The following is a 22427-nucleotide window of genomic DNA, read 5'->3' on the forward strand; positions in this document are numbered from 1 at the left end:
CCGCCGGCCGTAAGAAGGCCTTCACCGCGGCTGGTCCGCCGCGACGGGGACGGAACCGGCGGTGTGGGCGAGCAGTTCCCTGGTGACGGGATGCTCCGGGGCCCTCAGCACCCGGTCCGCGGCACCGGTCTCCACCACCCGCCCCGAGTCCAGGACGACGACCCGCTGCGCGTGACCGGCGGCGGCCGCAAGGTCGTGGGTCACCATCACGACCGTCACTCCCAGCGTGTGCCGCAGCGAGTCCAGCAGGTCCAGGACCGCCCCGGCCGTCTCCGGGTCCAGCGCCGAGGTGATCTCGTCGCAGACCAGGACGCGCGGCCCGGCCGCCAGGGTCCGGGCCAGCGCGACGCGTTGACGCTGGCCTCCCGACAACTGGCCCGGCCGGCGGTCCAGCACCTCCGCGTCCAGACCGACCAGGCCGAGCAGCCGTACGGCTTCGCGGGAGGCGTCGGCGGCACAACGGCGCCCCACTCCCCTGAGGGGGCGCAGCAGCGCGGCACCCACCGACTCCCGTGGGTTGAGGGCGCCGCGGGCGTCCTGCGCGACGAGTTGCACGGGGGACGCGCGTCCTCGCTCCGCACCGTCCTCCCGCCATTCGACGCTCCCCCGCGCGGGCCGGTGCAGCCCCGCGAGACACCGGGCGAGGGTGGTCTTGCCCGAGCCCGAGGGTCCCACCACGGCGGTGCAGGAGCCCGCCGGGACGGTGAGCGTGATGTCGTGCAGCACGGGTGCCCGCCCGTGCGCCGCGTCCAGGCCGCGTACGGACAGGGCTCCGCCGGGGCCGGTGTTCCGGGCGCTCCGGGGGCCGGCGCCCGCGGACCCGCGCCGCGGGGACGAGGGCGGTGCGGGCGCACGGGGCGGCCCGGCGGCGACGATGCGGCCCGCTTCCAGGCGGATCACGTCGTCCGCCACGGAGGCGATCCACGCGGGGTCGTGACTGACCAGCAACGCGGAGCGGTCCCCGGCGGACAGGACCTCGGCCAGCAGGTCCCGCATCCCGTCCGCCAGGACCGTGTCCAGGCCGCTGGTGGGCTCGTCGAGGACCAGGAGACCGGGCCGGCCGGCCAACGCGACGGCGAGAGCCACCCGTTGGGCCTGGCCGCCGGACACCTGCCGGGGCAGCCGCCGCCGGAACGCCGGGTCGTCCGGCAGCCGCACGGACCGCAGCAGTGCGTCGACCTGCGAGCGGACCTCGTGCGCACCCGTCACGGAGGAGCGCAGACGCACCGCCTCGGCGATCTGCGTACCGATCCGGAGCGCGGGGTTGAGCGAGGAGGCGGGGTCCTGTCCGAGGTACGACACCACGCGCCCCCGCAGTGCGCGGGCGTCCGGGCGGGCGAACGGGTCGAGGCCGGCCACCCGGACGGTTCCGGCCCGGACCTCCAGGCCGGGGCGGACATGTCCGAGCAGGCTGTACGCCAGGCTGCTCTTGCCGGATCCCGACCTGCCCACCACCCCCAGTACTCCGCCGCGCGGCACCGTCAGACGGGCGTCGTGCAGGACGGGCGGGCCGCCTGCGGCGGGACCGAGGGACAGTCCGCTGATCACGGCGATCGGGTCCTGACCCGGTGGCCGGACGGTCACCTCGCCGGTCATGCCGCTCCCCTTCCCACCGTGTCCGCCAGCCGGCCGGCCAGCAGGCCGACGCAGACCGAGAGCAGTACGAGCAGCAGGGCCGGAGCCAGGAAGGGCGCGACGGCCAGGGTCGCCCCGGGGGCGTTCTCGCTCACCATGCGTCCCCAGTCGGGCTCCGCTCCTCCCGGTCCGAGGCCGAGGAAGCCCGCGGTGGCGGTGAGGTGGAGCGAGGCGACCAGGCGCAGCGCGGTGTCCGTGAGGGCGGGTCCGGCGATGTTGGGCAGCACGTCGTGGCGCAGCACGGCCCGCCGGGTGTCCCCTCGGGCCACCGCGGCCTCGACGTACCCGCTGCTCAGCACCGGGTCCGCGGCGGCGCGCAGCACGCGGGTGGAGAAGGGGGCGGTGGCCAGGGCCACGGCGGCCACGAGGGCGGCGGCGCTGCCGGGGAACCCGGCTGCCAGGACGAGGACGACCAGGAGGGCGGGCAGCACGGCGAGCGCGTCCACGCAGCGGACCAGCAGGTCGCCCAGCCGGCGGGAGACCATGGCCGCCAGGACACCGGCGGTCAGTCCGACGGCGCCTGCCGCCGCCGTTCCCGCCAGCGCGGTGAGGACGATGCCGCGGCCGCCGCTGAGCACCCGGCTCGCCACGTCCCTGCCCAGCACGTCGGTGCCCAGGAGGAACTCTCCGCCGGGCTGCTGGAAGGGCGCGGCGAGCTGCGCGGTGGGGCTGTGCGGCGCGGCCTGCGGCCCCAGCAGTGCGAGGAGCAGGAGGAGCAGCGCGACCGCCCCGGTGACCAGCGGCGGCCGTCGGCGCGCGGGCGTGCCGGGACGGTTCGGGCGAACCCTCCTCGATGGTGGTGTCAGGACCGTCGTCATCGGCCGTGCTCCTCCCGTGCCCCCAGCAGACGCGCGCAGATGTCGCCCAGCAGCAGCACCGCGAGCATCACCGCGACCAGGGCGGTGGCGATGCCCTGCACCATCGGTACGTCCCGTGCCGCGACGGCCAGTTGCAGCTCCCGGCCGATCCCCGGGTAGTCGAAGACGTTCTCCACCACCACCGCGGAGCCGACCAGGGCCCCCGTCGTGAGGGTGAGCGCCTGCACGGCCGGGCCCGCCGCGTTGGGCGTGATGTGGCGAACCGCGAGCCGGACGCCGCGCACGCCGTTGAGCCGGGCGGCTTCGCAGTACGGGGTGGCCGCGGTGTCCGCGACGGAGGCCCGCAGCAGCCTGGTGGCCACCGCGAGACCGACCGTGCTGAGCGTCAGTACGGGCAGGACCAGCGCGTGCGGGACGTCGAGCGGGGTGCCTCCCAGGGGGATGACGGAGACACGCGGCAGGACCTCCAGCCACACCGCCAGCACCGCGACGAGCAACGCGGCGACGACGAACTCCGGGACGGCGGCCAGGATCTGGGCGGACGCCGAGACGACGCGGTCCGCGCCGCCGCCGCGCATCCCCGTCCACAGGCCGAGCAGCGCGGCGAGCGGGGCGGTGACCGCGAGCGTCAGTTCGGCGAGGAGCAGGCTGTTGGGCAGGCGGGTGGCCAGGACGTCGGCGACCGGCCGCTCCCCCACGAAGCCGCGGCCCAGATCGCCCCGGAGCGCGTCAGCCGCCCAGGCCGCGTACCGCTCGGCGGCGGGCCGGTCGAGTCCCAGGTCGGCCCGGACTTCGGCGCGTTGGGCCGCGGAGGCGTCCACGCCGGCCACCGCGCTGACGGCGTCACCGGGCAGGACCGCCGTGGCCGCGAAGACCGCGGCCGACAGCAGGACGAGCAGGACGGCGGCCCCCGCCAGGCGGCGGACGGCGAAGGCGAGCAGGTTCACGCCAGCGACGCCCGGGAGAAGCCGGGGAACTGTTCGAAGAGGTCGTCGGATATTCCGTCGACGCCCTTGGCCTGGGCGTTCAGGTTCGGCTTGAAGACCGGCAGCACCTGGTTGCCCTCCTCCCAGCGGGTGCGCTGGGCCTGCGTGCCCAGCTGCTTCGCCCGCTCCCGGTCGCTCTCGGCGCGTGCCCTCGCCACGAGGGCGTCGGTCTCGGACTTCTTCCAGCCGAACGCGGACGGCGATCCGCCCGCGGTGTTCATCTGGTAGGTCGACAGCGCCGGAATGGGCATCTGGTACGAACCGGCCAGCGGCAGCGCGGAGTACGCGGGGAAGTCGGCGTAGAGCTGGCCCGGGGGCAGCTCACGGACGGAGGCCCGCACACCGGTCTTCTTCAGGTCCTCGACGAAGAGGGTGGCCATCTCCACCATGCCCGGTGTCTCGGGGCCGGTGGTCAGCCGGACCTCCATCCCGTCGGCACCGGCCTCCTTGAGGAGTGCGCGGGCCCGCTCGGGATCGTGGGCGCGCTGGGGGATGCCGTCGGCGTAGTCGGGGAAGCCGAGGGAGGGCAGGTCGTTGCCGATCTCGGCGTTTCCGTAGAACACGGTCTTCACCATGGCCTCGCGGTCGACCGCGAGCTTGAACGCCTGACGCACCCGCGGGTCGTCGAAGGGTTTGGCGCTCATGTTCATCTGGAAGGAGAGGCCGACCAGGTAAGGGCTCTTCGTGGGAGCCAGTTCGACCTTCGCGTCGTCGGCGAGGGTGCGCGCGGTGACCGGCGAGAGGTCGTGGGCGAAGTCGATCTCGCCGCCCGTGAGCGCCCCCGCCCTGGCCGTCGAGTCGGCGATGGACCGCAGTTCCAGACCGTCCAGGTGGGGCACGTGGCCGTAGTGGTCGTCGTAGCGCTCGAACGCCGAACCCTGGCCGGCCGTGAACTCGGTCAGCCGGAAGGGGCCGCAACTGGGCATGCCGGGGCGGAACCGTTCGGTGCCGTCCTTGACGACGAGGAAGTTGCCCTGACAGAGGATCAGGCGGCCGTCGGCGATGGGCCTCAGGGTGGGCAGTACGACCTTGAGGTCCCCGTCGGCCCGGGCGCGCGCGAGGTCGAAGTTGGCGGCGGCGAGCCGGTACACGGGCAGCTTGCTCTTGCCCGCGAGCGCGCTGAGGGAGTGCAGGACGTCGGCGGAGGTCAGCCGGGAGCCGTCGGTGAAGCGGACCCCGGGCCGCACGTGCAGCGTGTAGGCCGACAGGTCGTCGGAGATGTCGATCGCCTTGAGCACGCCGTAGCGCACCCCGTCGGGCGCGCCGGGATCGAGGTTGCCCAGGGTGCCGTGCCAGGCGCGGGCACGCACGAGGTCCAGCGCGGAGGGGCCGTTGAAGAAGTCGAGCGTCTCCGAGGCGCCGCCCCCGACGAAGGCGGCCCGCAGCGTGCCGCCCGAACGGGGCGAGGAATCCGCTCCGGACCGCCCGGCGGAGCCGGGTTCGTCGGTGGCGCATGCCGCCAGCAGGCCGGGTCCCACCGCCAGCGCCGCGGCACCCGCCGCGCCGCGACGGAGGAAGGCACGACGGTCGATCTGTCTGGACATGTTTCTCCTTGACGTTCTGCTGAGCCGATCGGGACGCGGTGGTGCGAGCCTCGGCGGGTGCCGCTACCGCAGGGCCAGGGCGCCGGACGGGCAGGCCCGCACGGCCGCGCGCACCGCGTCCGACTGCGACGCGGGAGGCTTCTCGTCCAGGACGAGCACGAGCCCTTCCTCCTCGTCCTGGTCGAAGACGGCCGGCGCGGCGAGCACACACTGCCCCGCCCCGACGCACCGGTGTCGCGCAGCACTGATCGCGGCGGCTTCGGACGCCCGGCCTGCCAAGGACATGAGGACCCCTCCCCGGTGGCGCCCGTGCGGGCACCTGTTCGTCAGTCAGACATTAGACGGTAATGACATCCATATTCAACAAGGTCGAGTCCCGGATTTCGACGATCCTTTAAATCGTTGAACTGCGCTTTCCCCGCACGGGAAGGTGTCCTGGGCACCTTCCACCGGGCCCGAAGGGGGAGGGCGGCAGGACATGGGACGGCCGGACGAAGCCGCGGACACGAGTGAGCGGGTCGCGTGGCGGGCGGAGTGGGTGGCGTCCGCGGTAGCGGTTCTCGCCGTGGGCGGTTTCGTCGGCGTGCTGGGTCCACCGCCGTGGGCCCGCGTGGGCGTGGTGCTCCTGTGCCTGCTGGCAGGTCCCCTGTGGGGGCTGCTGTGCCAGGCGCTGGCTCGAAGGGGCGGCCGGCCGTCGGCCGACGGGGGTGGCCGACGGCTGGGCCTGGCCGTCCTGGCGGCCGCCCTGGCCGCTCCCCTCGCGGTCCTCGGGTGGGTGGCGTTCTCCCTCCACCACTCCAGCGGCTACGCCATGGCGTACGGCGAGGAGGACCGGCTGGACCTGCCGCAGAAGTGCGCGACCGGCGGCACCACGGCCACCTGCTCCGACTGGCGGCGGCTGGAGCGGGGCGACCCGGACGAGGTCATCGACGACGAGTACCGCAGGATCGACGTCCACTTCGGCGAAGCGGCCTGGGCGGAGTACGGCAAGTACTACTCCCTGGCCGGGATCGGCTCGTCCGCCGGGAACATCGAGATCGACGTCCGGATCGTCGGCGACGACGCCTATGTGACGACGGGACTGACACCCACCCACTTCGCCCCGCTGGGCCGGATGCCCCTGCCCTGGCTGGCGTGGGCCTCGGCGCCCGCCCTGCTGATCCCGCTGACGCTCGGTCTGCGCGCCCCTGGCCCCTCGGCACCCGGACAGCCCTCCCCCGCTCCGGGCACGGTGAGTGCGACGTCGGCGTCCGCCCGGGTGACGGCGGCGTCGGACCGCTTCGTCGTCGAGCAGGCCGTGACCGGGCCCGGGGGCGCCCCGCGGTGGCGTGTCCGGCTGGAACTGGAGTGGGAACGGATCGCCGCCATGGAGTTTGCCCGCGAGCGGCCGGGCGGCCCCGTCGCCCTGTGCCTCAGGCTCCAGGACCTGCCGACGCGGCGGGTCCTGGATGCCACGGCCCTGTCCGCGCAGCAGTGGAAGGACATCGCGGCGGCCGTGGCCGCCCACACGCACCGCCGTCTCCTTCTCGACCTGTCCGAGTGGTTCCCCGGGGAGACGACACCCCTTTGACGACCGAGTACGTGGAGAGCGACCGTGTCATTCCTGTCCCTGCCGCCCGACAGCATGTTCCCCGGCGAACACCTGGTGCTCCGTAAGAACGCCAACGCGGTGATCGACGTGAAGGAGTCCGGGCTCACCCAGTTCGCGTTCGACGACCTGATGTGGCTGATCGGGATGAGCGGCAAGGAGGCCATCGGCGGGCGCTGCTTCCTGACCAACTACCGCCTGGTGTTCAAGGCGCACCCCGCCAACCGGCTCAGGGGCTCCTTCAGTGTCTTCCTGCCGTCCGTCCTCGACGTCCGCAACACTTCCTTCGCCGTCACCCGCAAGGTGACGGTCACCACCGGGCTGCAGGAGACGACCCTGGTGCTGTGGGGCGTCCCCCGCTTCATCGACACCGTACGCGCGCTCTCGGCCGGGCTGGGCCCCCAGCAGGTGGCGCACCTGGTCCGGCTGGTGCTGCAGGAGCCCTGGAAAGCGGGCGACGGGCTGAAGGTGGCCGCACGCCTGGAGCGGCTCAACGCGGCCCTGAGCCTGGCCCGGGGCGGTGCGGAGGCCGACCTCGAGCGGCTGGCCGGCCTGGTGGCCGACGTCATCGACGGTTCCTTCCGGCGCACGGACGCCGCGGGCGTGCTCGGCATCGTCGACCTGCTGCACAGTGCCCGGCGGGCGGGCGTCGTCCTCCCGCGGTGACGGTCGCGGCGTCAGGAGTCCCCCGGCGTACCCGGCCCCGGACCGCCGAGCGGGGGCCTCGGCCGCAGCAGCCCCAGCGACTGGGCCAGCAGCGCGGTTTCCATGCGGTCCTTGGTGCCCAGCTTCCGGTAGATGTTCTGGACGTGCTTCTGCACGGTGCGTACGGAGATGCTCAGCCGGGTGGCGATGGCCTTGGCGGGGAGCGCCTCGCCGAGCAGGAGCAGTACCGCGAGTTCGCGCCGGGTCAGCCCGTACGCCCGTGCCCGGTCCGTCGAGTCCCGGCCGGCCCGCTCGAGGGCGCGGACCGTCGCCCGCTCGTGCGCGTCCACCGCGGCCAGCAGCGGCTGCGCCCGGTGCAGGAACGCCCGTTGCGCCGGTGAGAAGCGGGTCCGGCTGTAGACCACGCAGCCGCGCAGCACACCGGAGTGTCCGGCGGGCAGGGCGCAGGGCACCCCCAGGACGTGCTCCGCGCCGAAGTACTCGCGGGCCACCGACCGCGCCGCGCTGTTGCGCCACCCCGCGCTTCCGGTCAGGTCCTCCGCGGTGCGCGGCACGGGGTCGCGCGCTTGGCGGTAGTGGCCGATGAGCGGATTGCCGCATCGCATGGACCGCCGTGACAAGGCGCGGATGCGCCCGTCACCGACCTCGCCCGGCGCCCAGGCCAGCGGGCGGCTGCGGTGAGGGGCGATCTCCGTCAACGTCACCGCCTCCACGCCGAGATGCCCGCGGATCGTCCGGGTCAGCGTGGGCCACGGCGACGCGGCGGCGTCCTGCTCCAGCGCGTGGACCGAGATCGCCAGCAGTACCTCGTAGTCACGGTGCTCCAGTCCCACGGTGCCTGCGCACCCCCTTCGGCCTCGGACCCTCAGCATAGGAGGAAAAGCCGCTACGCAGTTGTGCGTAGCCGCCGCCGGGACCGGTGCCGGGCTCGGCGAGAATGGACGGGCGACGGGACGGCAGGGTGACGGGACGGCGGGGAATGCGCGGGCACACGGCACTGCACCTCGGGAAGCTCGACGACGTCCGGGTGTCGGTGGCCGACCACCAGGGGGCGACGGTGCTGTCGCTCGTCGCGGACGTCTTCGGCGGTCGCGGCCACGGAGTGCCCGTCCAGTGGCGGCAGTTGGTCCTCGACGCGGTGCCGGCCGCGGCCGGCCGGGTGCTGCGCCCCCTCTTCGATCCCGGCTACTCCGTCATCCCCGACTGCGTCACGCCGACCGCCAGCATGCCCCGAGGCGACGTCCTCACGCAGTGCGAGCAACTGCGCGACCTGTCCGCGGACGTGCTGCTGGCCGAACTGGAGACGGAGTTCGGCGGCGCGGTCCCCGCCCAGTGGCGCCCCGTCGTCGACCGCCCCGCCCAGTGGATCCGGGCCTACGCCCAGGTGGTCCAGGCCGTGTGGCGGGCGTTCGTGCCGGTGTGGGAGCGAGCCCGGCCGCTGCTGGAACGTGAGACCGAGCGTGTGGGCAGTGCCGTGGTCCGCGGCTGCGCCGACACCGTGCTGTCCGGGCTCAGCAGCCGCTCCCGGCTGACCGACGACCTCCTGCTGCTTCCGGATCCGCAGAGCGACACCTACACCCTCGACGGTCGCCGGGTCGTCCTCGTCCCCGTCGTGTCCGGCCCCGGGACCTGCATGTTCGCGCTCGACCGGACCGACCTGGTGTGGATCGGCTACCCGCTGCCGGGCCTCGGGCGCCTCTGGGACGCCGACGCCGGGCCCCGGCCGGACCCGGACGGGGACACGCTCGCCCTGGTCGTCGGGGACGTACGCGCCCGCGTCCTGCGCGCCGTCGCCGCCCCCGCCACCATGGGCGACGTCGCCGTCCGCGTCGGCTGCTCGCCGGCCAACCTGACCCACCACTGCGCCAGGCTGGAGCAGAGCGGCCTCATCGTCCGGCGGCGCGAGGGCCAGTACGTGCGGCTCGGGCGCACCCCGCGCGGTGACGCCCTCGTTGATCTGCTCGCCTGACCACCGCGTGGGCGGGCACGTCCTGCTGTCGGCGCGGCCTCCGCGGTGACCCGGGGAGGTTGTACCACCAGTCGGGTCCGGTGACGGTGAGGTCGTCGAGGGTGACGCCCGGCCGGTCCTGCCAGGCGGCGCGTACGCCGTTCTCCTCAGCATGAAGACCCTCCGAACTCTGCACACCCGGCCTCGTCGCCGGGCGGGACATCCTCGGCCACGCTCCCCGGCGTGGCGGCCCGTCGTCAGGGTCGTGGTGCCGGGCCTGTCGAGGCGCGGGGCACGAACTCGGCCGGCGGCAGCACGGCGTGTGCCACCTCCTCGCCGGCCCGGACCCGGTCCAGGGCCCGTGCCGCCGCCTCGCCCCAGCGGCGTGCGTCGGCGCGGGCGGAGGACAGCGGGGGGGTGGGTGTGGCGGGTGAGGGGGGTGTCGTCGTAGCCGACCACCGAGAGCCGTTCCGGTACCGGGACGCCCAGTTCCTGGGCGACGGACAGTCCGGCGGTCGCGGCCAGGTCGTTGCCGTAGACGATCGCGGTGGGCGCCTCGGCCAGCGTCAGCAGTGCGCGGGTGGCCCGGGCGCCGCCCTCCGCGGTGAAGCCGCCCGGCAGCACCGGCCCCTCGGGCAGCCCCAGCTCGCGCAGCGTCTCCTCCCAGGCGGACCGGCGCCGGTGCGCGTGGCGGAACTCCTGGGGTTCCTCGATGTGCGCGATCCGGCGGTGGCCGAGTTGGGCCAGGCGTCGTACCGCGTCGACGTAGGCGGGCCGGTCGTCCAGGCTCACCGAGGTCAGTCCGTCGCTCCACTCGCTCGGTCCGACCACGACCGCCGGCAGTCCGAGCCGGTGGACCAGCGCGGGACGCGGGTCGTCGTGCCGCAGGTCGGTGTCCTCGGGCTCGCGGGCGAGGCCAGTCCGAAGGCACCGGCCTTGCCGAGGGACAGGGCCCGGGCCGATCGGCACTCACTGAACCGGTTTGAGAAGCGGACCGTCAACGGTCCGCCAAGTGGCCCGCATCACATTCGACGTGGCATGCGGAGGCGTGGCGCGAACGGCTTCAGGGGCTCGTGTCGCTACCTTCGACGGAACAAACCGGTGCATATCTCACGGCTCCGGGCAGGGTTCGTTCCTTGGGAGGCAGGCGTGGCCGTCATGCATCTCCTGGCCGTGTCCGAGGGGGACCTCGCCGCGGCCCGGGCACAGATGGGGTTCTCCCTCGCCTGGCACATCGTCGTCGCGTGTCTCGGGGTCGGCCTGCCCGCACTCACGCTGATCGCCGAGTGGTACGGCATCCGTACCGGAAACCCCGCCCACCGGCTGCTGGCACGCAGGTGGGCGCGTGCGATGGGCGTGCTCTTCGCCGTGGGCGCCGTCTCCGGCACCATCCTCAGCTTCGAGATGGGGCTGCTGTGGCCCGGTCTGATGGGCAGGTTCGGCCAGGTCATCGGGCTGCCCTTCGCGCTGGAGGGCATCGCCTTCTTCATCGAGGCGATCTTCCTGGGCATCTACCTCTACGCCTGGGACCGGCTGCCGCCCCGACGGCATCTGCTCACCGGGCTGCCGATCGTGGTGGCGGGTGTCGCCTCGGCGTTCTTCGTGGTCTGCGCCAACGCCTGGATGAACCAGCCCCGCGGTTTCGTGCTGCGCGAGGGGAGAGTCGTCGACGTGGACCCGTGGGCCGCCATGCTCAATCCGGCGAGCCCGCCGCAGACCGTGCACATGATCCTCGCCGCGTTCATGGTGGCGTCCTTCCTGACGGCCTCGGTCTACGCGGTCGCGCTGCTGCGCGGACGCCGGGACGCCTATCACCGGGCGGGGTTCTACATCCCGTTCACCCTGGGCGCCGTGGTGACGCCCTTCCAGCTCGTCGTGGGCGACTGGGCCGCACGGTTCCTCGCGGAGTTCCAGCCGGCGAAACTGGCGGCGATCGAAGGGGTCTTCACCACCGGTTCGCACGTGCCGCTGACCCTGGGCGGCATCGCCCGCGACGATGCCCTGCACTACGGGCTCGAGATCCCCAACGGCCTCTCCCTGCTGGTCGGCTACTCGCCGGACACCGTCGTCCAGGGCCTGGACAAGGTGCCGCGCAGCCAGTGGCCACCGGTGACGGGTGTGCACTGGGCGTTCGACGTCATGGTGGCGATCGGGCTGTTCCTGCTCGCCCTGGGGGCCTGGCTGCTGCTGTCCTGGTGGCGCGGGCGCCACAGGCGGGCGAAGCCGCTCGACCAGCGCGGGTCCCGGCTGTTCCTGGCGCTGGCCGCGGTCGGCGGTCCGGCCTCGGTGGTCGCGCTGGAGAGCGGCTGGTGCGTCACCGAACTCGGCCGCCAGCCCTGGATCGTCTGGGGAATCATGAGCGTGCGGGACGCCGTGAACCCGGCGCCGGGGCTCATGACCGGCCTGTGGCTGGTGCTGGTCGTCTACGCCGGCATGACCGTCGCCACCGTCTACGTCCTGCGCCGCCTGGCCAGGGGCACCCCCGTGCCGGCGGCACCCCAGGAGCAGGACGTCGAGAGGTATCCCGTCGTATGACCGCCGCGCGGCCTGCCGGCGCTCCGCTCCGTCCGCGTCCCCCGGCGCGCTCCCCCGCCGGCCGGCTCCGCCGCCCCAACCGCTACTCGTGCCGCCCCGCCGGCCGGCACTGGAGGTGATCGTGCTCGCAGACACGGCTCTTGCCGTCATGTGGGTGGGCCTGACCTGCTACGCCCTGTTCGGCGGGGCGGACTTCGGGGCCGGCGTGTGGGACCTGCTCGCCGGGGGCTCCCGGCGCGGGCTGCCGCAGCGCCGTCTCATCGAGCACAGCATCGGTCCCGTCTGGGAGGCCAACCACGTGTGGCTCATCTTCGTGATCGTGCTGCTGTGGTCCGCGTTCTCCCCCGTCTTCGCCGCGGTGATGTCCACGCTCTACCTGCCGCTGACGTTCGCCGCCCTGGGGATCATCGCGCGCGGCGCCGCGTTCGCCTTCCGCAAGGCGAGCACCGAGCTGTGGCAACAGCGGTTGTTCGGGGCGTTCTTCGCGCTGTCCTCCCTGGTCACTCCGTTCTTCCTGGGCACCGTGGCCGGGGCCGTCGCCTCCGGGCGGGTGCCGCCGGGCCTCGCCGGTGGCGACGTGCTCACCAGCTGGCTCAACCCCACGTCCGCCCTCGGCGGCGTCCTGGCGGTCACCACCTGCGCCCACCTCGCCGCGGTGTACCTGTGTGCCGACGCCGCCCGCGACGGCGAGCGGGCACTCGCCTCGCTCTTCGCCCGCCGCGCCGTCGTCAGCGGTCTGGTCAGCGGCGCCGTCGCGGGCGCCGGTGTCGCGGTGCTGCACGCCGACGCCCCCGAGCTCTTCCACGGGCTGACCCATCGCGCGCTGCCGCTGGTCGTGCTCAGCGCCGTCGCCGGTCTCGCCGGCCTCTTCCTGCTGCACCGCGACCGCTTCGTGGCGGCCCGTCCCGCCGCGGCGCTGGCGGTCGCCGCGATCCTGTGGGCGTGGGGTGCGGCGCAGTACCCCGCCATGCTGGTCGGCGGAACGACGGTCGGGCAGGCCGCCTCGGACAGTGCGGTCCTGGCGGCCTGCCTGGTGGTCCTGGCCGTGGGAGCCGTCCTGCTCGTCCCCTCCCTGTGGCTGCTGTACGCCACGTTCCAACGGCGGACGCCTGGCACAGGACCCGGTTCGTCATCCTCCTCCGGTTCCTGAGGCGACGGTGTACGCGGCCGTCACGGTCCGGGTGAGGGTGCCCCCGTCGGCGTCCCGGGCCCACAGCCGCAGCATCACGTCCTGGCCCTGCGCCGAGCGCGGGTTGGACCACCGGGCCGTGTACCGGCCGTCCGCCTGCCTGGACAGCCGGGCCGTGCGCCAGGTCGTTCCTCCGTCGAAGGAGACCTCGGCCTTCGCGTCCCGGATCGCGCCGCCCTTGGCGGACGGCGCGTGCCCGAAGGCCAGGTCCATCCGCGCGGGGCCGACGGGCATCGTTCCGTCGATCCCGGTGTGCAGGCGCGCCGTGGCGGTCACCAGGGGCAGCGCCGAGCAGCGCTCCGCGGTGCCGTCCGCGCACTGGTAGCCGGCGGGCACCGTGCGGGTGGCGGAGTGGCCCGAGGTGAAGGTCCACTCGGTCCGGCTGACCGAGGCCTGCCGGAACCAGTCGCCGGTTCTGGTCTGGTCGTACACCAGTCGGTAGGTCCCGGGTTCCGCCGGTGCCCCGACCGTGGCGTAGGGGTGCTTCGTGTCGGCGAGCGGTGTGCCGTCCGGCGACAGCAGCGTGAGCCGGGAGGTGATCTTCCCGGGGCTGTTCAGGTCCAGGTAGCCATGGCCGTCGGAGTCCAGCAGCTGGTCCACGCGGAGCTGGAGCGAGTCGTCCTGCCGGCAGGCTCCGCAGGAGAAGGCGGCGTCCAAGAGGATCGGCTCGGCGAATCCGGGGGCCAGCGGGCCGCGCAGCAGGTCGGTGCGCACGGTGCTCCCCGCCCGGTAGGTGGCCGGCGCCAGGCGGGTGGCCGCCCTGCCGTCCGGGGTGGCGGTGATGGTGTCCCCATAGGTGATGTCCGGCGAGCCGAGCACGTACTCCGTGCGTCGCTGCGGGGCCGCGAAGTACTGGTAGAGGGCGAAACCTCCGTCCATGAAGGTGTGGGCGGCGAACCGCGCCTGTCCGGTGCGGCGCGGTACGTCGGCGTAGTAGCCGCGGTCCAGGGCGGCCAGGTCGCGCCGGCGCACGACGCGGTGCTGGTCCTCGCCGATCCTTCCCTCCAGCGTGAAGGACAGATCGTACGTGTACGGGTGCCGGGCGTCCTGCGGCGAGCGGTCGTGCTCCTCCAGGACGATCCGGCGCGTGCCGACGGGGCTCGCGGCCGCCGGGGAGAGGAGGAGCGGCGCGGCCTCCTTGCTGATCCAGCCGTAGGCGACCACGGTGTCGCCGGAGTCGTCCTGCAGGAGGTAGGTCATCCCGTTGGTGACCGTCTCGGCAGGGCGCGGGGTGGTCGTGCCGACCTCGGCGGTCGCCGTACGGGCGTCGAGGGTGACGGTCCCGGCGCCGGTGACGGAGATGTCGCGGACGACGAACCGCAACTCGGTCAGCACTCCGGACCGGTACGTCGGGAAGTAGCCCGCGATCTCGTAGTGGCCCGCCGGTACGTCGATCGTCGTCCGGCCGTCCGGGAGGGTCACGTAATTGGTGTACTTGCTGCCGTCGTCGAGGTTGGCGACGGACACTTGCATGCCGTACGGGGCGCCCGCCGCGTCGAGGGCACGCAGCTCCAGGGGGTGCGTCGCGTCCTCGGACGACGGCGCGTCCACGGCGTCCTGGGTGGACGTGTCCAGCCGGAGGGACTCGGCCGTCCCGAACAGGCGCCCGGGCCGTCCGCTCGCGCCGTCGGGAGCGGCACTCGCCGCCGCCTCGGCCAGTGCCGCGCCGAACTCCGGGGCGCTCTGTGCGGTGACCGTGCCGTCGACGACGCCGGGTGCCCGTCCCTCGATCTCCACCGGCACCCGGTCCGTGGCTCCTTCGCGCACCAGCGCGGAGACGTCGAACAGTGACGGGTCCAGTTCGTCGCCCAGGAAGGGCAGCGCGCTCGACGGGATCACGTAGACGTCCCCGTCGGCCCGCCGCTCGGTGACGTAGGAGTCGGTGGAGCCCTCCCGCGGCACGACGGTGACGGTCTGCCGGCCTTGTGCCTGGGCCCCCTGACCTTCCGGCGTGCCCTGGACGATCACCCGGTCGCCGGTGACCAGCAGGACCGTCCGGTCGGCCGGCGCCCGGGCGGCGGCCGGAGCCCCGGCACCGGCCGGGGCGGCATCGGCCGGTCCTGCCCCGGCCGGGACGAGTCCGAGTCCCAGCGCCACGGCCAGCCCCGCTGCCGTCGGGACGGATCGGTGACGGAGTAATCGGCCGGTGGTTCGAAGTAGTCGCATGGAACGACCTCCTTGGTCGTCGAAGCGAGAAGCGCGGGGTACGACCTTGCGCCGCGGCACATGCGACTGACGTGTATGCGTCACATCCGCACCACGGGCGCTCAAACTGTACGCGCAGCGAAGCAAGAACTGTATACGGCAGCGCAAATCTTTTACACGGCCCCGCCCGAGCCCAGCTCCACCAGGGCGTCCGCCTGGGCGAGACCGCTCTCCTCGACCACGCCGCGCACGCTCTGGGCCTCGCGCACGAGTGCGAAGGCGACCCGGCCGTCGGCATCCGTGCGATAGCCGTACACAGCGGGCCGTGGCAGGGAGTTGTAGGAGAAGTGCGAGGAGAAGTAGTACGCGCCGGTGTCGTACAGCGCCACCACGTCGCCCGGCTCGACGGCCGGCAGCTCGCGCCCGGTCGCCGTCAGGTCGCCCGCGAAACAGCAGGGGCCCGCGATGTCGACGACCTCGGCCGGGCCCTGCTTGGACCGGCCCTCGGCGTCGAACACCCCGACGCGCAGGGGCCAGGCGTCCGGCATGAAGACGGTGCGGGTGGCCACCTGGGCGCCCGCGTGGGTGACCGCGATCCGCCGGCCGCCGACCGACTTGGTGTACTCGACGACCGAGCCGATGGTGCCGCTCTTGGCGAGCAGGGAACGGCCGAATTCGGTGATCAGGGCGTAGCGGCCGTCGAAGAGGCCGGGCACGGCGGAGCGCAGCTCGGCGACGTAATCGGCGTACGTCGGGCGGTCGTCCTCGCCGCCGAAGTTGACGGGCAGGCCACCGCCGATGTCGAGTCCGGTGATCTGGGCGCGGCCCAGTTCCGCGTTGATGCGCTCGGCCAGTTCGTACGCCGCCCGCACCCCCTGGGCGATGAGCGGCAGCGGGCAGCCCTGGGACCCGACGTGGGCGTGCAGCCGGTTGAGCCACGGCCGGCCCGCGAAGGCCTCGATCACCGCGTCGACGGCCCCCTCGTCGCGCAGCGCGACGCCGAACTTGGAGGTCGCCGTCGCCGTGCTCATCGCGCCGATCGCGCCGGACCCGACCTGCGGGTTCACCCGCAGCCCGATGGGCCCGCGGGCCTCGCGGCCGGCCAGCAGGCGGTCGACGCGGGCCATCTCCTGGAAGTTGTCGAGGTTGATCGCGATCCCGTGGGCGAGGGCGAACTCCAGCTCCCCGACCGTCTTGGCGGGACTGTCGAAGACCAGCCGGTCATGGGTGAACCCGGCCGCCAGCGCCTGTTCCAACTCCCCCGGCGAGGCCACCTCGCACCCCATGCCCGCCTCGGCCAGCAGCCGCAGCACCGGCACCAGCCCGCACGCCTTCGCGGCGAACGTGTGCCGCACCTCGGCCGGTCCCTCGAACGCCTCGTTCAGCGCCTGGACGGCGGCGAGTACGCCGTCGACGTCGAGGAGGCCGACCAGGGGGGCGCTCGGACCCAGCAGGCCGTCCTCGACGGCCCGGGCGAGCGCGGCCTCGCGGGCGCGGGCGCGCCGGTGGGGGGAACCGGAAGTCACTGTCAACACTCTCCAGACGTGTCGGTCGTGCACGGCGCTCGTCGGGCGGCCGGCCGTTCTGCCTCGCACAGCTTCGTTCCGCGTCACCCGTCATGTCTTCGTCCCGCACGACGACGGTACGGCCGGTTCCTTGTCCGGCTCGACCATGTGCCGATCATGATCCCTCGGATGCCCGCGCGGCCCGGGGCGCGCACCCCCGGGGCGGAGGCCGTCACCCCGTGCGCCGTGCCAGCCGCAGTCCGATGTCCGCCAGGAACCGCAGGGTGGGGTCCGCCAGGTCGACGCCGAACAGCTCCCGGGCCCGCCGCAGCCGGTACCGCAGGGTGTTCGGATGCACGTTCAGCCGCCCGGCGGCCGTGCCCGTGTCACCGAACGCGTCGAGGTAGGCGGCGACGGACGCGCCGTACTCCGAGCCGTGGGCCCGGTCGTGCTCCACCATCGCGTGCACGGGGCCCGACAGGCTCTCCCACAACGGCGCGATCCGGTCGAGCACCCGCAGCGCGGACACCTCGGGAACCAGTTCGCCGAACGCCGCCCCCGCGGACCCCACGTCCGCGGCCGGCAGCCGCGCGGCCCGCTCCGCCAGCACCCGCACCACCAGCTCCGCGGCCTCGCGCGACGCCGGCAGCCGCGACAGGTCGGCGGTCACCGGGCCGACGCCCGCGAACACCACACCGCGCGGCACCGAGCGAGCGGCCGCCAGCAGGGCACGCGCCGGGTCCGTCTCGTCCTCGCCCGCCGGAAGCAGCACGTACAGCCGTCGCCCGGACCGTGCCGTCACACAGCCCGGCCGGTACGCCGCGGCCTGCAGCGCGAGCACGTCCAGCACCCGCTCCTCGGCGGTGCCGCCCGGCGCCGCGGCGGGCACGCCGCGCAGCTCCCGGCGGTCGTACGCCTCCGCGACCATCACCGTGTACGGCCGCCCCGGCGCGAGCCCGGCCTCGTGCGCCACGCGCGCCGCCTGCCCGCTCCCGTCGAGCAGTGCGCGCACCGCGCTCTCCCGTGCCCTGGCCGCGGCCCGGCCCCAGGTCTGGTGGTGGGACAGGTGCGGCACGGCGGCCCGCGCCGCGGTGTGCAGCGCCGCCGCCGCGTCCTCGGCAAGGGGCCGTCCGTCGGCGGCCGCCCAGAGCGACCCGAGGACCTCCGACCCGTGGCGCACCGCGACGGCCAGCCGTTCCGCGTACCGCTCGTCGGCGGGCAGACGTACGACGCCGTCGGTGCTCCACAGGGCCTGGAAGAAGCCGCTCTCCCGCAGTTCGTCCACCCGCCAGCGGGGCACCTCCTGTCCGAGGATCGTCAGCCTGCGCATCGGATCGGGCTCATGGTCCATCCGCGAGTAGGCGAGCACCCGTGACTGGGGGTCCTCGATCGTGATCGCGCCGCCGACCAGGGCCGCCACGGTGTTGGCGAGCCCCGGCAGATCGCCGAGGCGCAGGCCCTCCACCCCGGCCGGGCCGGCCGGGACGCTGTGCGCCAGAGCGGTGCGCAGCTGGCCCAGCACCTCCGTCCAGCCCTGGCCCGGCCGCCGGGTGAGCAGCGCCGTACGCCCCGATGCGGCCGCCTCCAGCAGCGCGGTCCGCGGCCCGCGAGCACCGCGTCTGAGCACCACGGCCGCGGCGCCGGCCCGGTCGGCACCGCGCAGCACGTCGATCGCCTCCGGTGAGGCGACGTCCACGCCGACCGCGAGCAGGATCAGTCCGGACGCAGCCCAGCTGCCGTCGTCCCGCTCCTCGCCCGGGTCGTGCAGCACCACGTCGGCCACCGGCACCCGGGCGCCGCGCGGCGCGACGACGACATCCAGCATTCCGGGGGCGATCAGGGCGAGGATCTGCTCCAGCGAAGGTCCGCCGTCGGGCCGGTTCGGTTCCTGTGTGGCCATGCCTCCATCATCGTCGGCGGCCGCGGGGGCCTGACGGGCGGCGTACGGCCGGGTGGCTACTGTCCGGGGGACGGCATCCGGACGACCGCGGTACCCGCGTCCAGATCCACGGTCGTCCGGTTCGGCGGCGCCCCGTCGTCCTCGTCGTCCGGCATCACCAGGGCCGACTGCCGTTCCTTGAGCTCGTTCTGCTTGCCCGGGGACAGGCTCGCGTGCAGTTGCTCGAACCCGGTCGCGGAGATCTGGCCCTGACGCGCACCGTTGCGCCACGGCAGCGCTCCGGCCCGGCCCGCGCGCAACAGCAACTGGTCGACGAAGGCCAGCAGGGTCAGCGCGACGACCAGCCCGGGCAGGGTCATGAAGAAGGCGAACTGCATGCCTCAGTGTCCCCCGTCGCGCTCCCCGCCCACAACCTCCCGGCCGCCGGTCCCCTCAGTGCCCGGTCCGGAGCGCGGCGTCCAGGAACGGGCGGATCAGCGCGCGCGGGGCGTCGGCGAGGTGGACCAGGCTGACCGGGCTCGGCGGTGCGCCGGTCAGCGGCACGAAGCGCAGGGCCGGGTGCCGGGTGCGGCGCCGGGCGACTTCGGGGACGATGCCGATGCCGCGGTCGGCGGCCACCGATTCCAGCCACTCGTCGTAGTTGGCCGTCTCGACGATCCGCTCCGGGCGCTGGTCGGCCGGCCACGACCAGGGGCCGGTGGTGCCACTGACCGTGTTCACCACGAGCGGCCAGTGCCGCACGTCGGACCAGGCCAGCCGGCCGCGGCCGACGAGTGCGCTGTGCTCGGAGCACACGGCGGTGCGCGGCTCGTCGGCCAGGCGCACGCTGCGCGCCCCCTTCGGCAGTGCGACGTCCCCGCGGACCAGGGCGATGTCCACGGTGTGCTGCCGCAGTGCCTGACCCGGATCGTCGGTCCGGACCAGGGCGACGGAGGCGCCCGTGCTCTCCTCGAAGCGGCTGACGGTGCGCTGGGCCCAGGGGTCCGGCAGCAGCCAGCTGAAGCCGAGCCGCAGGGTGACACGGTGGCTCACCACCGCGAGGGCCTCGTCCAGCGCCGCGAGCACCCGCTCGGCGTGCGCCAGGAACTCGGCGCCGGTTTCGGTCAGCTCGACGTGGCGCGAGGACCGCTCCAGCAGCCGCACGTGCAGCCTGTCCTCCAGCTGTGCGACGGTGCGGCTCAACGCCGGCTGGGTGATCACAAGCTCCTCGGCGGCCCGGGAGAACGAGCGGAGCCGGGCCACTCGGGAGAAGGCCCGCAGGTGCCGCAGCTCGACGTCCATGTCTCCGGCACCCCCTCCCTCATTCATGCCTGGGACGCATAGTGACAGCGTAACCGGCATTTCACAGCCGTGCGCGGGAGGCCTAGCGTCCAAGGCGTCCCCGCGAACTCAGCCAGGAAGGTGCCCAGTCGTGAAGCCGCCCGCAGCCGCGCAGTCACCGACGAGCCGTGGGGCCGCGCCCCCACCGCCCGGCCCGCGCACTCCGTCGCCCTGGTGGACCGTCGCCCGGACGGCGGCCGCCATGGCCGCGGCCATGGGAGTCGGCCGGTTCGTCTACACCCCGATCCTGCCCCTCATGCACGAGCAGGCCGGAGTCTCCGCCTCGCTGGGGGCGGACCTGGCCACCGCGAACTTCCTCGGTTACCTCGCCGGCGCCCTGATCGGCATCGCCGCCCCCGCCCTCGTACGGTCCGCGACGGCGCTGCGGGGCTCGCTCGTCCTGCTCGTGGCGACGCTGGCGCTGATGCCGCTCGCATCGGACGGCACCGCCTGGTTCGCCCTGCGCCTGGTGGCCGGGGCCGCCAGCGCCCTGGTCTTCGTGGCAGCCGTCGGCGTGCTGCTCTCGCGCCTGCGGGCCCACGCCCACCACCTGGCCGGCTGGGCCTTCGGCGGGGTCGGTGCCGGGATCGCACTGTCCGGCCTGCTGGTCCTCGCCGTACAGGCCGCCTCCACCTGGCAGGCCGCCTGGTGGACCTGCGCGGCGCTCGCCGCCCTCCTCACCGCGCTCGCCTGGCCGCTCGCCGGGCCGTCCGACGGCGCCACGTCCGCGACCGGCGTCCCGGCCCGACGGCCCCGTACCCATCGCTGGTTCCTCGCCCTGCTCGCCAGCTACACCTTCGAGGGGATCGGCTACATCATCGCCGGTACCTTCCTGGTCGCCGCGATCCAGCAGGACGTGGGCGGACGGCTCGGCAGCGGCGCCTGGGTGGTGGTCGGTCTCGCCGCGCTGCCCTCCTGCGCGCTGTGGACCCGGCTGGCCCGCCGGTGGTCCCGGCCCGCGCTCCTGCTCGCCTCGCTGACCATCCAGGCCGCCGGGATCGCCCTGCCCGCCCTGCTCGGCGGCGCCCTGCCGGCGCTGGTCTCCGCGGTCCTGTTCGGCGCCACCTTCATGGGGGTGAGCACCATCGCCCTGTCCATCGGCAGCCATCTCCAAGTGCCCCGCTCCGTGGCCCTGCTGACCGCCGGGTACGGCATCGGCCAGATCCTCGGTCCGCTGCTCGCCGCGCCGCTGCTGCAGCACGGCTACCGGCAGGCGCTCCTGCTCGGCAGCGCGATGGTCGTCGTGGCCGCAGCCGCCTCCGCCGCGGTCTGCGTCCGCTTCCCGCACCACCTCGGCCCCGCACCCACCACCGCCTGAGACCAGGAGTCGACATGAGCGCCCTGCTGTCCGACCTCGGAGCAGACCTTCCCCTCGTCGCGGCCCCCATGGCCGGGGGTCCGAGCACCCCCGCGCTGGTGACCGCCGCCGCCCGGGCGGGCGGCCTCGGCTTCCTCGCCGGCGGGTACCGGACCGCACCGGCCCTCGCCGAACAGATCCGCACCACCCGCGCCGCGGGCGTCCCGTTCGGCGTCAACCTGTTCGTCCCGAACCCGGTCCCCATCTCCGCGGCCGCGTACGGGAGTTACGTACGCGCGATCCGGCCCGAGGCCGAGCGCTACGGCGTCACCCTGCCCGCACACCCCCTGGAGGACGACGACCACTGGACGGACAAGATCGACCTGCTCGTCTCCGACCCCGTCCCCTGGGTGTCCTTCACCTTCGGCATCCCCGGCCCTCCGGTCGTCAAGGCGCTGCGCAGGGCCGGCAGCACCGTGCTGCAGTGCGTCACCTCGGCCGACGAGGCACGCCGGGCCGCCGCGGCCGGCGTCGACGTGCTCGTCGTCCAGGCACCGGCGGCCGGCGGCCACTCGGCCACCCTCACCCCCGCGCGGCCACCGCGGCCGGTCCGCCTCACCGACCTGATCGCCTCCGTACGCCGCGCCGTGGCCCTGCCCGTCGTCGCCACCGGCGGCATCACCACAGCCGCTGACGTCGCCACGGCGCTGGCCGCGGGGGCCGAGGCCGCCATGGTCGGCACCGCCCTGCTGCGCACCCACGAGAGTGGGGCCTCCGCCCCGCACAAGGCGGCCCTGGTCGACCCGGCCTTCACCGCGACCACCGTCACCCGCGCCTTCACCGGGCGCCCCGCGCGCGCCCTGCGCAATCACTTCACCGACCACTACGACCCCGTCGCCCCGCTCGGCTATCCCGCCCTGCACCACCTCACCGGCCCGCTCCGCAGGGCCGCGACCGCGGCAGGCGACACCCGCCTGATCCACCTGTGGGCCGGAACCGGCCACCGGCAGGCCGCGGCCGAACCCGCCGCCGACACCTTCGACCGCCTCGCCGGGCGGATCCCGACGTGCCGCGACTCACCTGCCGGATGACGCACCGTCGGCTTCCCTTCCCGGCGCCACCCCGTAGGCTGGCAGAGCAGCTGGTTCGCCCCGTCAGCCAGGCGGGGTGTCGCAAGAGGGAACCCGGTGGGAATCCGGGACTGCCCCGCAGCGGTGAGCGGGAACGACCGCCGTCACACGCACTGGGCCCGAGGTACCGGGCCCGGGAAGCGACGGCCAGTAGGAGCCCTGACGTCGTCAGGACACGCCCGCGAGTCCGAAGACCTGCCAACTGCCCGCGTGCGGACCGA

18 protein-coding genes, 1 pseudogene and 1 riboswitch are annotated in these 22427 nt (G+C 74.2%); of the genes and pseudogenes, 7 read left to right on the forward strand and 12 right to left on the reverse strand.

Going from position 1 to position 22427, the window contains the following annotated elements; translation table 11 throughout:
• Positions 1-21 precede the first annotated feature (21 nt).
• The 5 genes from K7854_RS11295 to K7854_RS11315 all read right to left on the reverse strand — a co-directional run bounded on the left by K7854_RS11295 (position 22) and on the right by K7854_RS11315 (position 5268).
• A complete protein-coding gene (locus K7854_RS11295) occupies positions 22-1596 on the reverse strand; it encodes an ABC transporter ATP-binding protein (RefSeq protein ID WP_226026277.1) in 1575 nt (524 codons plus the stop codon).
• Positions 1593-2453: an ABC transporter permease subunit gene (locus K7854_RS11300; RefSeq protein WP_226026278.1), complete on the reverse strand. Its 861-nt coding sequence runs from the start codon at positions 2451-2453 to the stop codon at positions 1593-1595. The genes K7854_RS11295 and K7854_RS11300 overlap by 4 nt, the downstream gene beginning before the upstream one ends.
• Positions 2450-3400, reverse strand: a complete 951-nt coding sequence (locus K7854_RS11305; protein WP_226026279.1) for an ABC transporter permease — start codon at positions 3398-3400, stop codon at positions 2450-2452. Before K7854_RS11305 ends, K7854_RS11300 begins: the two co-directional genes overlap by 4 nt.
• The gene (locus tag K7854_RS11310; protein WP_226026280.1) at positions 3397-4983 is read right to left on the reverse strand and encodes an ABC transporter substrate-binding protein; all 1587 of its coding nucleotides are present in this window, start codon (positions 4981-4983) and stop codon (positions 3397-3399) included. The genes K7854_RS11305 and K7854_RS11310 overlap by 4 nt, the downstream gene beginning before the upstream one ends.
• Positions 4984-5046: 63 nt before the next feature.
• A complete protein-coding gene (locus tag K7854_RS11315) occupies positions 5047-5268 on the reverse strand; it encodes a ferredoxin (RefSeq protein WP_226026281.1) in 222 nt (73 codons plus the stop codon).
• 193 nt (positions 5269-5461) lie between these two features.
• On the opposite strand from K7854_RS11315, the gene K7854_RS11320 reads away from it, so the two are divergent.
• Together K7854_RS11320 and K7854_RS11325 are read left to right on the forward strand one after the other, a co-directional pair.
• Positions 5462-6553, forward strand: a complete 1092-nt coding sequence (locus tag K7854_RS11320) for a hypothetical protein (RefSeq protein ID WP_226026282.1) — start codon at positions 5462-5464, stop codon at positions 6551-6553.
• Between the two features lie 24 nt (positions 6554-6577).
• Positions 6578-7237 (forward strand): PH domain-containing protein, encoded by a 660-nt coding sequence (locus K7854_RS11325; protein WP_226026283.1) that lies wholly within the window; start codon positions 6578-6580, stop codon positions 7235-7237.
• Positions 7238-7248: 11 nt separating this feature from the next.
• On the opposite strand, the gene K7854_RS11330 is transcribed toward K7854_RS11325, so the two are convergent.
• Positions 7249-8070, reverse strand: a complete 822-nt coding sequence (locus K7854_RS11330; protein WP_226026284.1) for a helix-turn-helix transcriptional regulator — start codon at positions 8068-8070, stop codon at positions 7249-7251.
• Between the two features lie 146 nt (positions 8071-8216).
• Here K7854_RS11330 and K7854_RS11335 point away from each other — a divergent pair, with 146 nt between their 5' ends.
• Positions 8217-9206, forward strand: a complete 990-nt coding sequence (locus tag K7854_RS11335) for an ArsR/SmtB family transcription factor (protein WP_226026285.1) — start codon at positions 8217-8219, stop codon at positions 9204-9206.
• Between the two features lie 236 nt (positions 9207-9442).
• Here K7854_RS11335 and K7854_RS37480 read toward each other — a convergent pair.
• A pseudogene (locus tag K7854_RS37480) lies at positions 9443-10154 on the reverse strand (LacI family DNA-binding transcriptional regulator).
• Between the two features lie 189 nt (positions 10155-10343).
• Between K7854_RS37480 and K7854_RS11345 the strand changes: the two are divergent.
• Positions 10344-11720, forward strand: a complete 1377-nt coding sequence (locus K7854_RS11345) for a cytochrome ubiquinol oxidase subunit I (protein WP_226026338.1) — start codon at positions 10344-10346, stop codon at positions 11718-11720.
• Between the two features lie 121 nt (positions 11721-11841).
• Positions 11842-12870, forward strand: coding sequence for a cytochrome d ubiquinol oxidase subunit II (locus K7854_RS11350; protein ID WP_226026286.1), 1029 nt, complete (start codon positions 11842-11844; stop codon positions 12868-12870).
• Here the strand turns inward: K7854_RS11350 and K7854_RS11355 are convergent.
• From K7854_RS11355 to K7854_RS11375, 5 genes are all read right to left on the reverse strand, one after another.
• Positions 12850-15075 carry a hypothetical protein gene (locus tag K7854_RS11355; RefSeq protein ID WP_226026287.1) on the reverse strand — a complete coding sequence of 742 codons (2226 nt, stop codon included), beginning with the start codon at positions 15073-15075 and terminating at the stop codon, positions 12850-12852. The genes K7854_RS11350 and K7854_RS11355 overlap by 21 nt on opposite strands.
• A gap of 152 nt (positions 15076-15227) precedes the next feature.
• Positions 15228-16580, reverse strand: coding sequence for a type III PLP-dependent enzyme domain-containing protein (locus K7854_RS11360; RefSeq protein ID WP_226026288.1), 1353 nt, complete (start codon positions 16578-16580; stop codon positions 15228-15230).
• 211 nt (positions 16581-16791) lie between these two features.
• A complete protein-coding gene (locus tag K7854_RS11365) occupies positions 16792-18459 on the reverse strand; it encodes a PucR family transcriptional regulator (RefSeq protein WP_226026289.1) in 1668 nt (555 codons plus the stop codon).
• A gap of 56 nt (positions 18460-18515) precedes the next feature.
• On the reverse strand, positions 18516-18836 hold the full coding sequence (locus K7854_RS11370) for a DUF6191 domain-containing protein (RefSeq protein ID WP_226026290.1): 321 nt from the start codon (positions 18834-18836) through the stop codon (positions 18516-18518).
• A 55-nt stretch (positions 18837-18891) separates the two neighbouring features.
• Positions 18892-19740, reverse strand: a complete 849-nt coding sequence (locus K7854_RS11375; RefSeq protein ID WP_226026291.1) for a LysR family transcriptional regulator — start codon at positions 19738-19740, stop codon at positions 18892-18894.
• A gap of 241 nt (positions 19741-19981) precedes the next feature.
• Between K7854_RS11375 and K7854_RS11380 the strand changes: the two genes are divergently transcribed.
• Both K7854_RS11380 and K7854_RS11385 read left to right on the forward strand, forming a co-directional pair.
• Positions 19982-21097 carry a YbfB/YjiJ family MFS transporter gene (locus K7854_RS11380; protein ID WP_345604018.1) on the forward strand — a complete coding sequence of 372 codons (1116 nt, stop codon included), beginning with the start codon at positions 19982-19984 and terminating at the stop codon, positions 21095-21097.
• A gap of 14 nt (positions 21098-21111) precedes the next feature.
• Entirely contained in the window at positions 21112-22167 is a 1056-nt protein-coding gene (locus K7854_RS11385; RefSeq protein WP_226026292.1) for a nitronate monooxygenase, read from the forward strand.
• Positions 22168-22201: 34 nt separating this feature from the next.
• A riboswitch (cobalamin riboswitch) is annotated at positions 22202-22423 on the forward strand.
• Positions 22424-22427 lie beyond the last annotated feature (4 nt).

Source organism: Streptomyces hyderabadensis (genome assembly GCF_020404845.1).
In the GTDB taxonomy this organism is placed as follows: Bacteria; Actinomycetota; Actinomycetes; order Streptomycetales; family Streptomycetaceae; genus Streptomyces; species Streptomyces hyderabadensis.

Bases quoted from the DNA above. Each gene is read 5' to 3' on its own strand.
- K7854_RS11295 (WP_226026277.1), bottom strand. From the start codon at position 1,596: ATGACCGGCGAGGTGACCGTCCGGCCACCGGGTCAGGACCCGATCGCC.
- K7854_RS11300 (WP_226026278.1), bottom strand. From the start codon at position 2,453: ATGACGACGGTCCTGACACCACCATCGAGGAGGGTTCGCCCGAACCGT.
- K7854_RS11310 (WP_226026280.1), bottom strand. From the start codon at position 4,983: ATGTCCAGACAGATCGACCGTCGTGCCTTCCTCCGTCGCGGCGCGGCG.
- K7854_RS11315 (WP_226026281.1), bottom strand. From the start codon at position 5,268: ATGTCCTTGGCAGGCCGGGCGTCCGAAGCCGCCGCGATCAGTGCTGCG.
- K7854_RS11320 (WP_226026282.1), top strand. From the start codon at position 5,462: ATGGGACGGCCGGACGAAGCCGCGGACACGAGTGAGCGGGTCGCGTGG.
- K7854_RS11335 (WP_226026285.1), top strand. From the start codon at position 8,217: ATGCGCGGGCACACGGCACTGCACCTCGGGAAGCTCGACGACGTCCGG.
- K7854_RS11345 (WP_226026338.1), top strand. From the start codon at position 10,344: ATGCATCTCCTGGCCGTGTCCGAGGGGGACCTCGCCGCGGCCCGGGCA.
- K7854_RS11355 (WP_226026287.1), bottom strand. From the start codon at position 15,075: ATGCGACTACTTCGAACCACCGGCCGATTACTCCGTCACCGATCCGTC.
- K7854_RS11365 (WP_226026289.1), bottom strand. From the start codon at position 18,459: ATGGCCACACAGGAACCGAACCGGCCCGACGGCGGACCTTCGCTGGAG.
- K7854_RS11370 (WP_226026290.1), bottom strand. From the start codon at position 18,836: ATGCAGTTCGCCTTCTTCATGACCCTGCCCGGGCTGGTCGTCGCGCTG.
- K7854_RS11375 (WP_226026291.1), bottom strand. From the start codon at position 19,740: ATGGACGTCGAGCTGCGGCACCTGCGGGCCTTCTCCCGAGTGGCCCGG.
- K7854_RS11380 (WP_345604018.1), top strand. From the start codon at position 19,982: ATGGCCGCGGCCATGGGAGTCGGCCGGTTCGTCTACACCCCGATCCTG.
- K7854_RS11385 (WP_226026292.1), top strand. From the start codon at position 21,112: ATGAGCGCCCTGCTGTCCGACCTCGGAGCAGACCTTCCCCTCGTCGCG.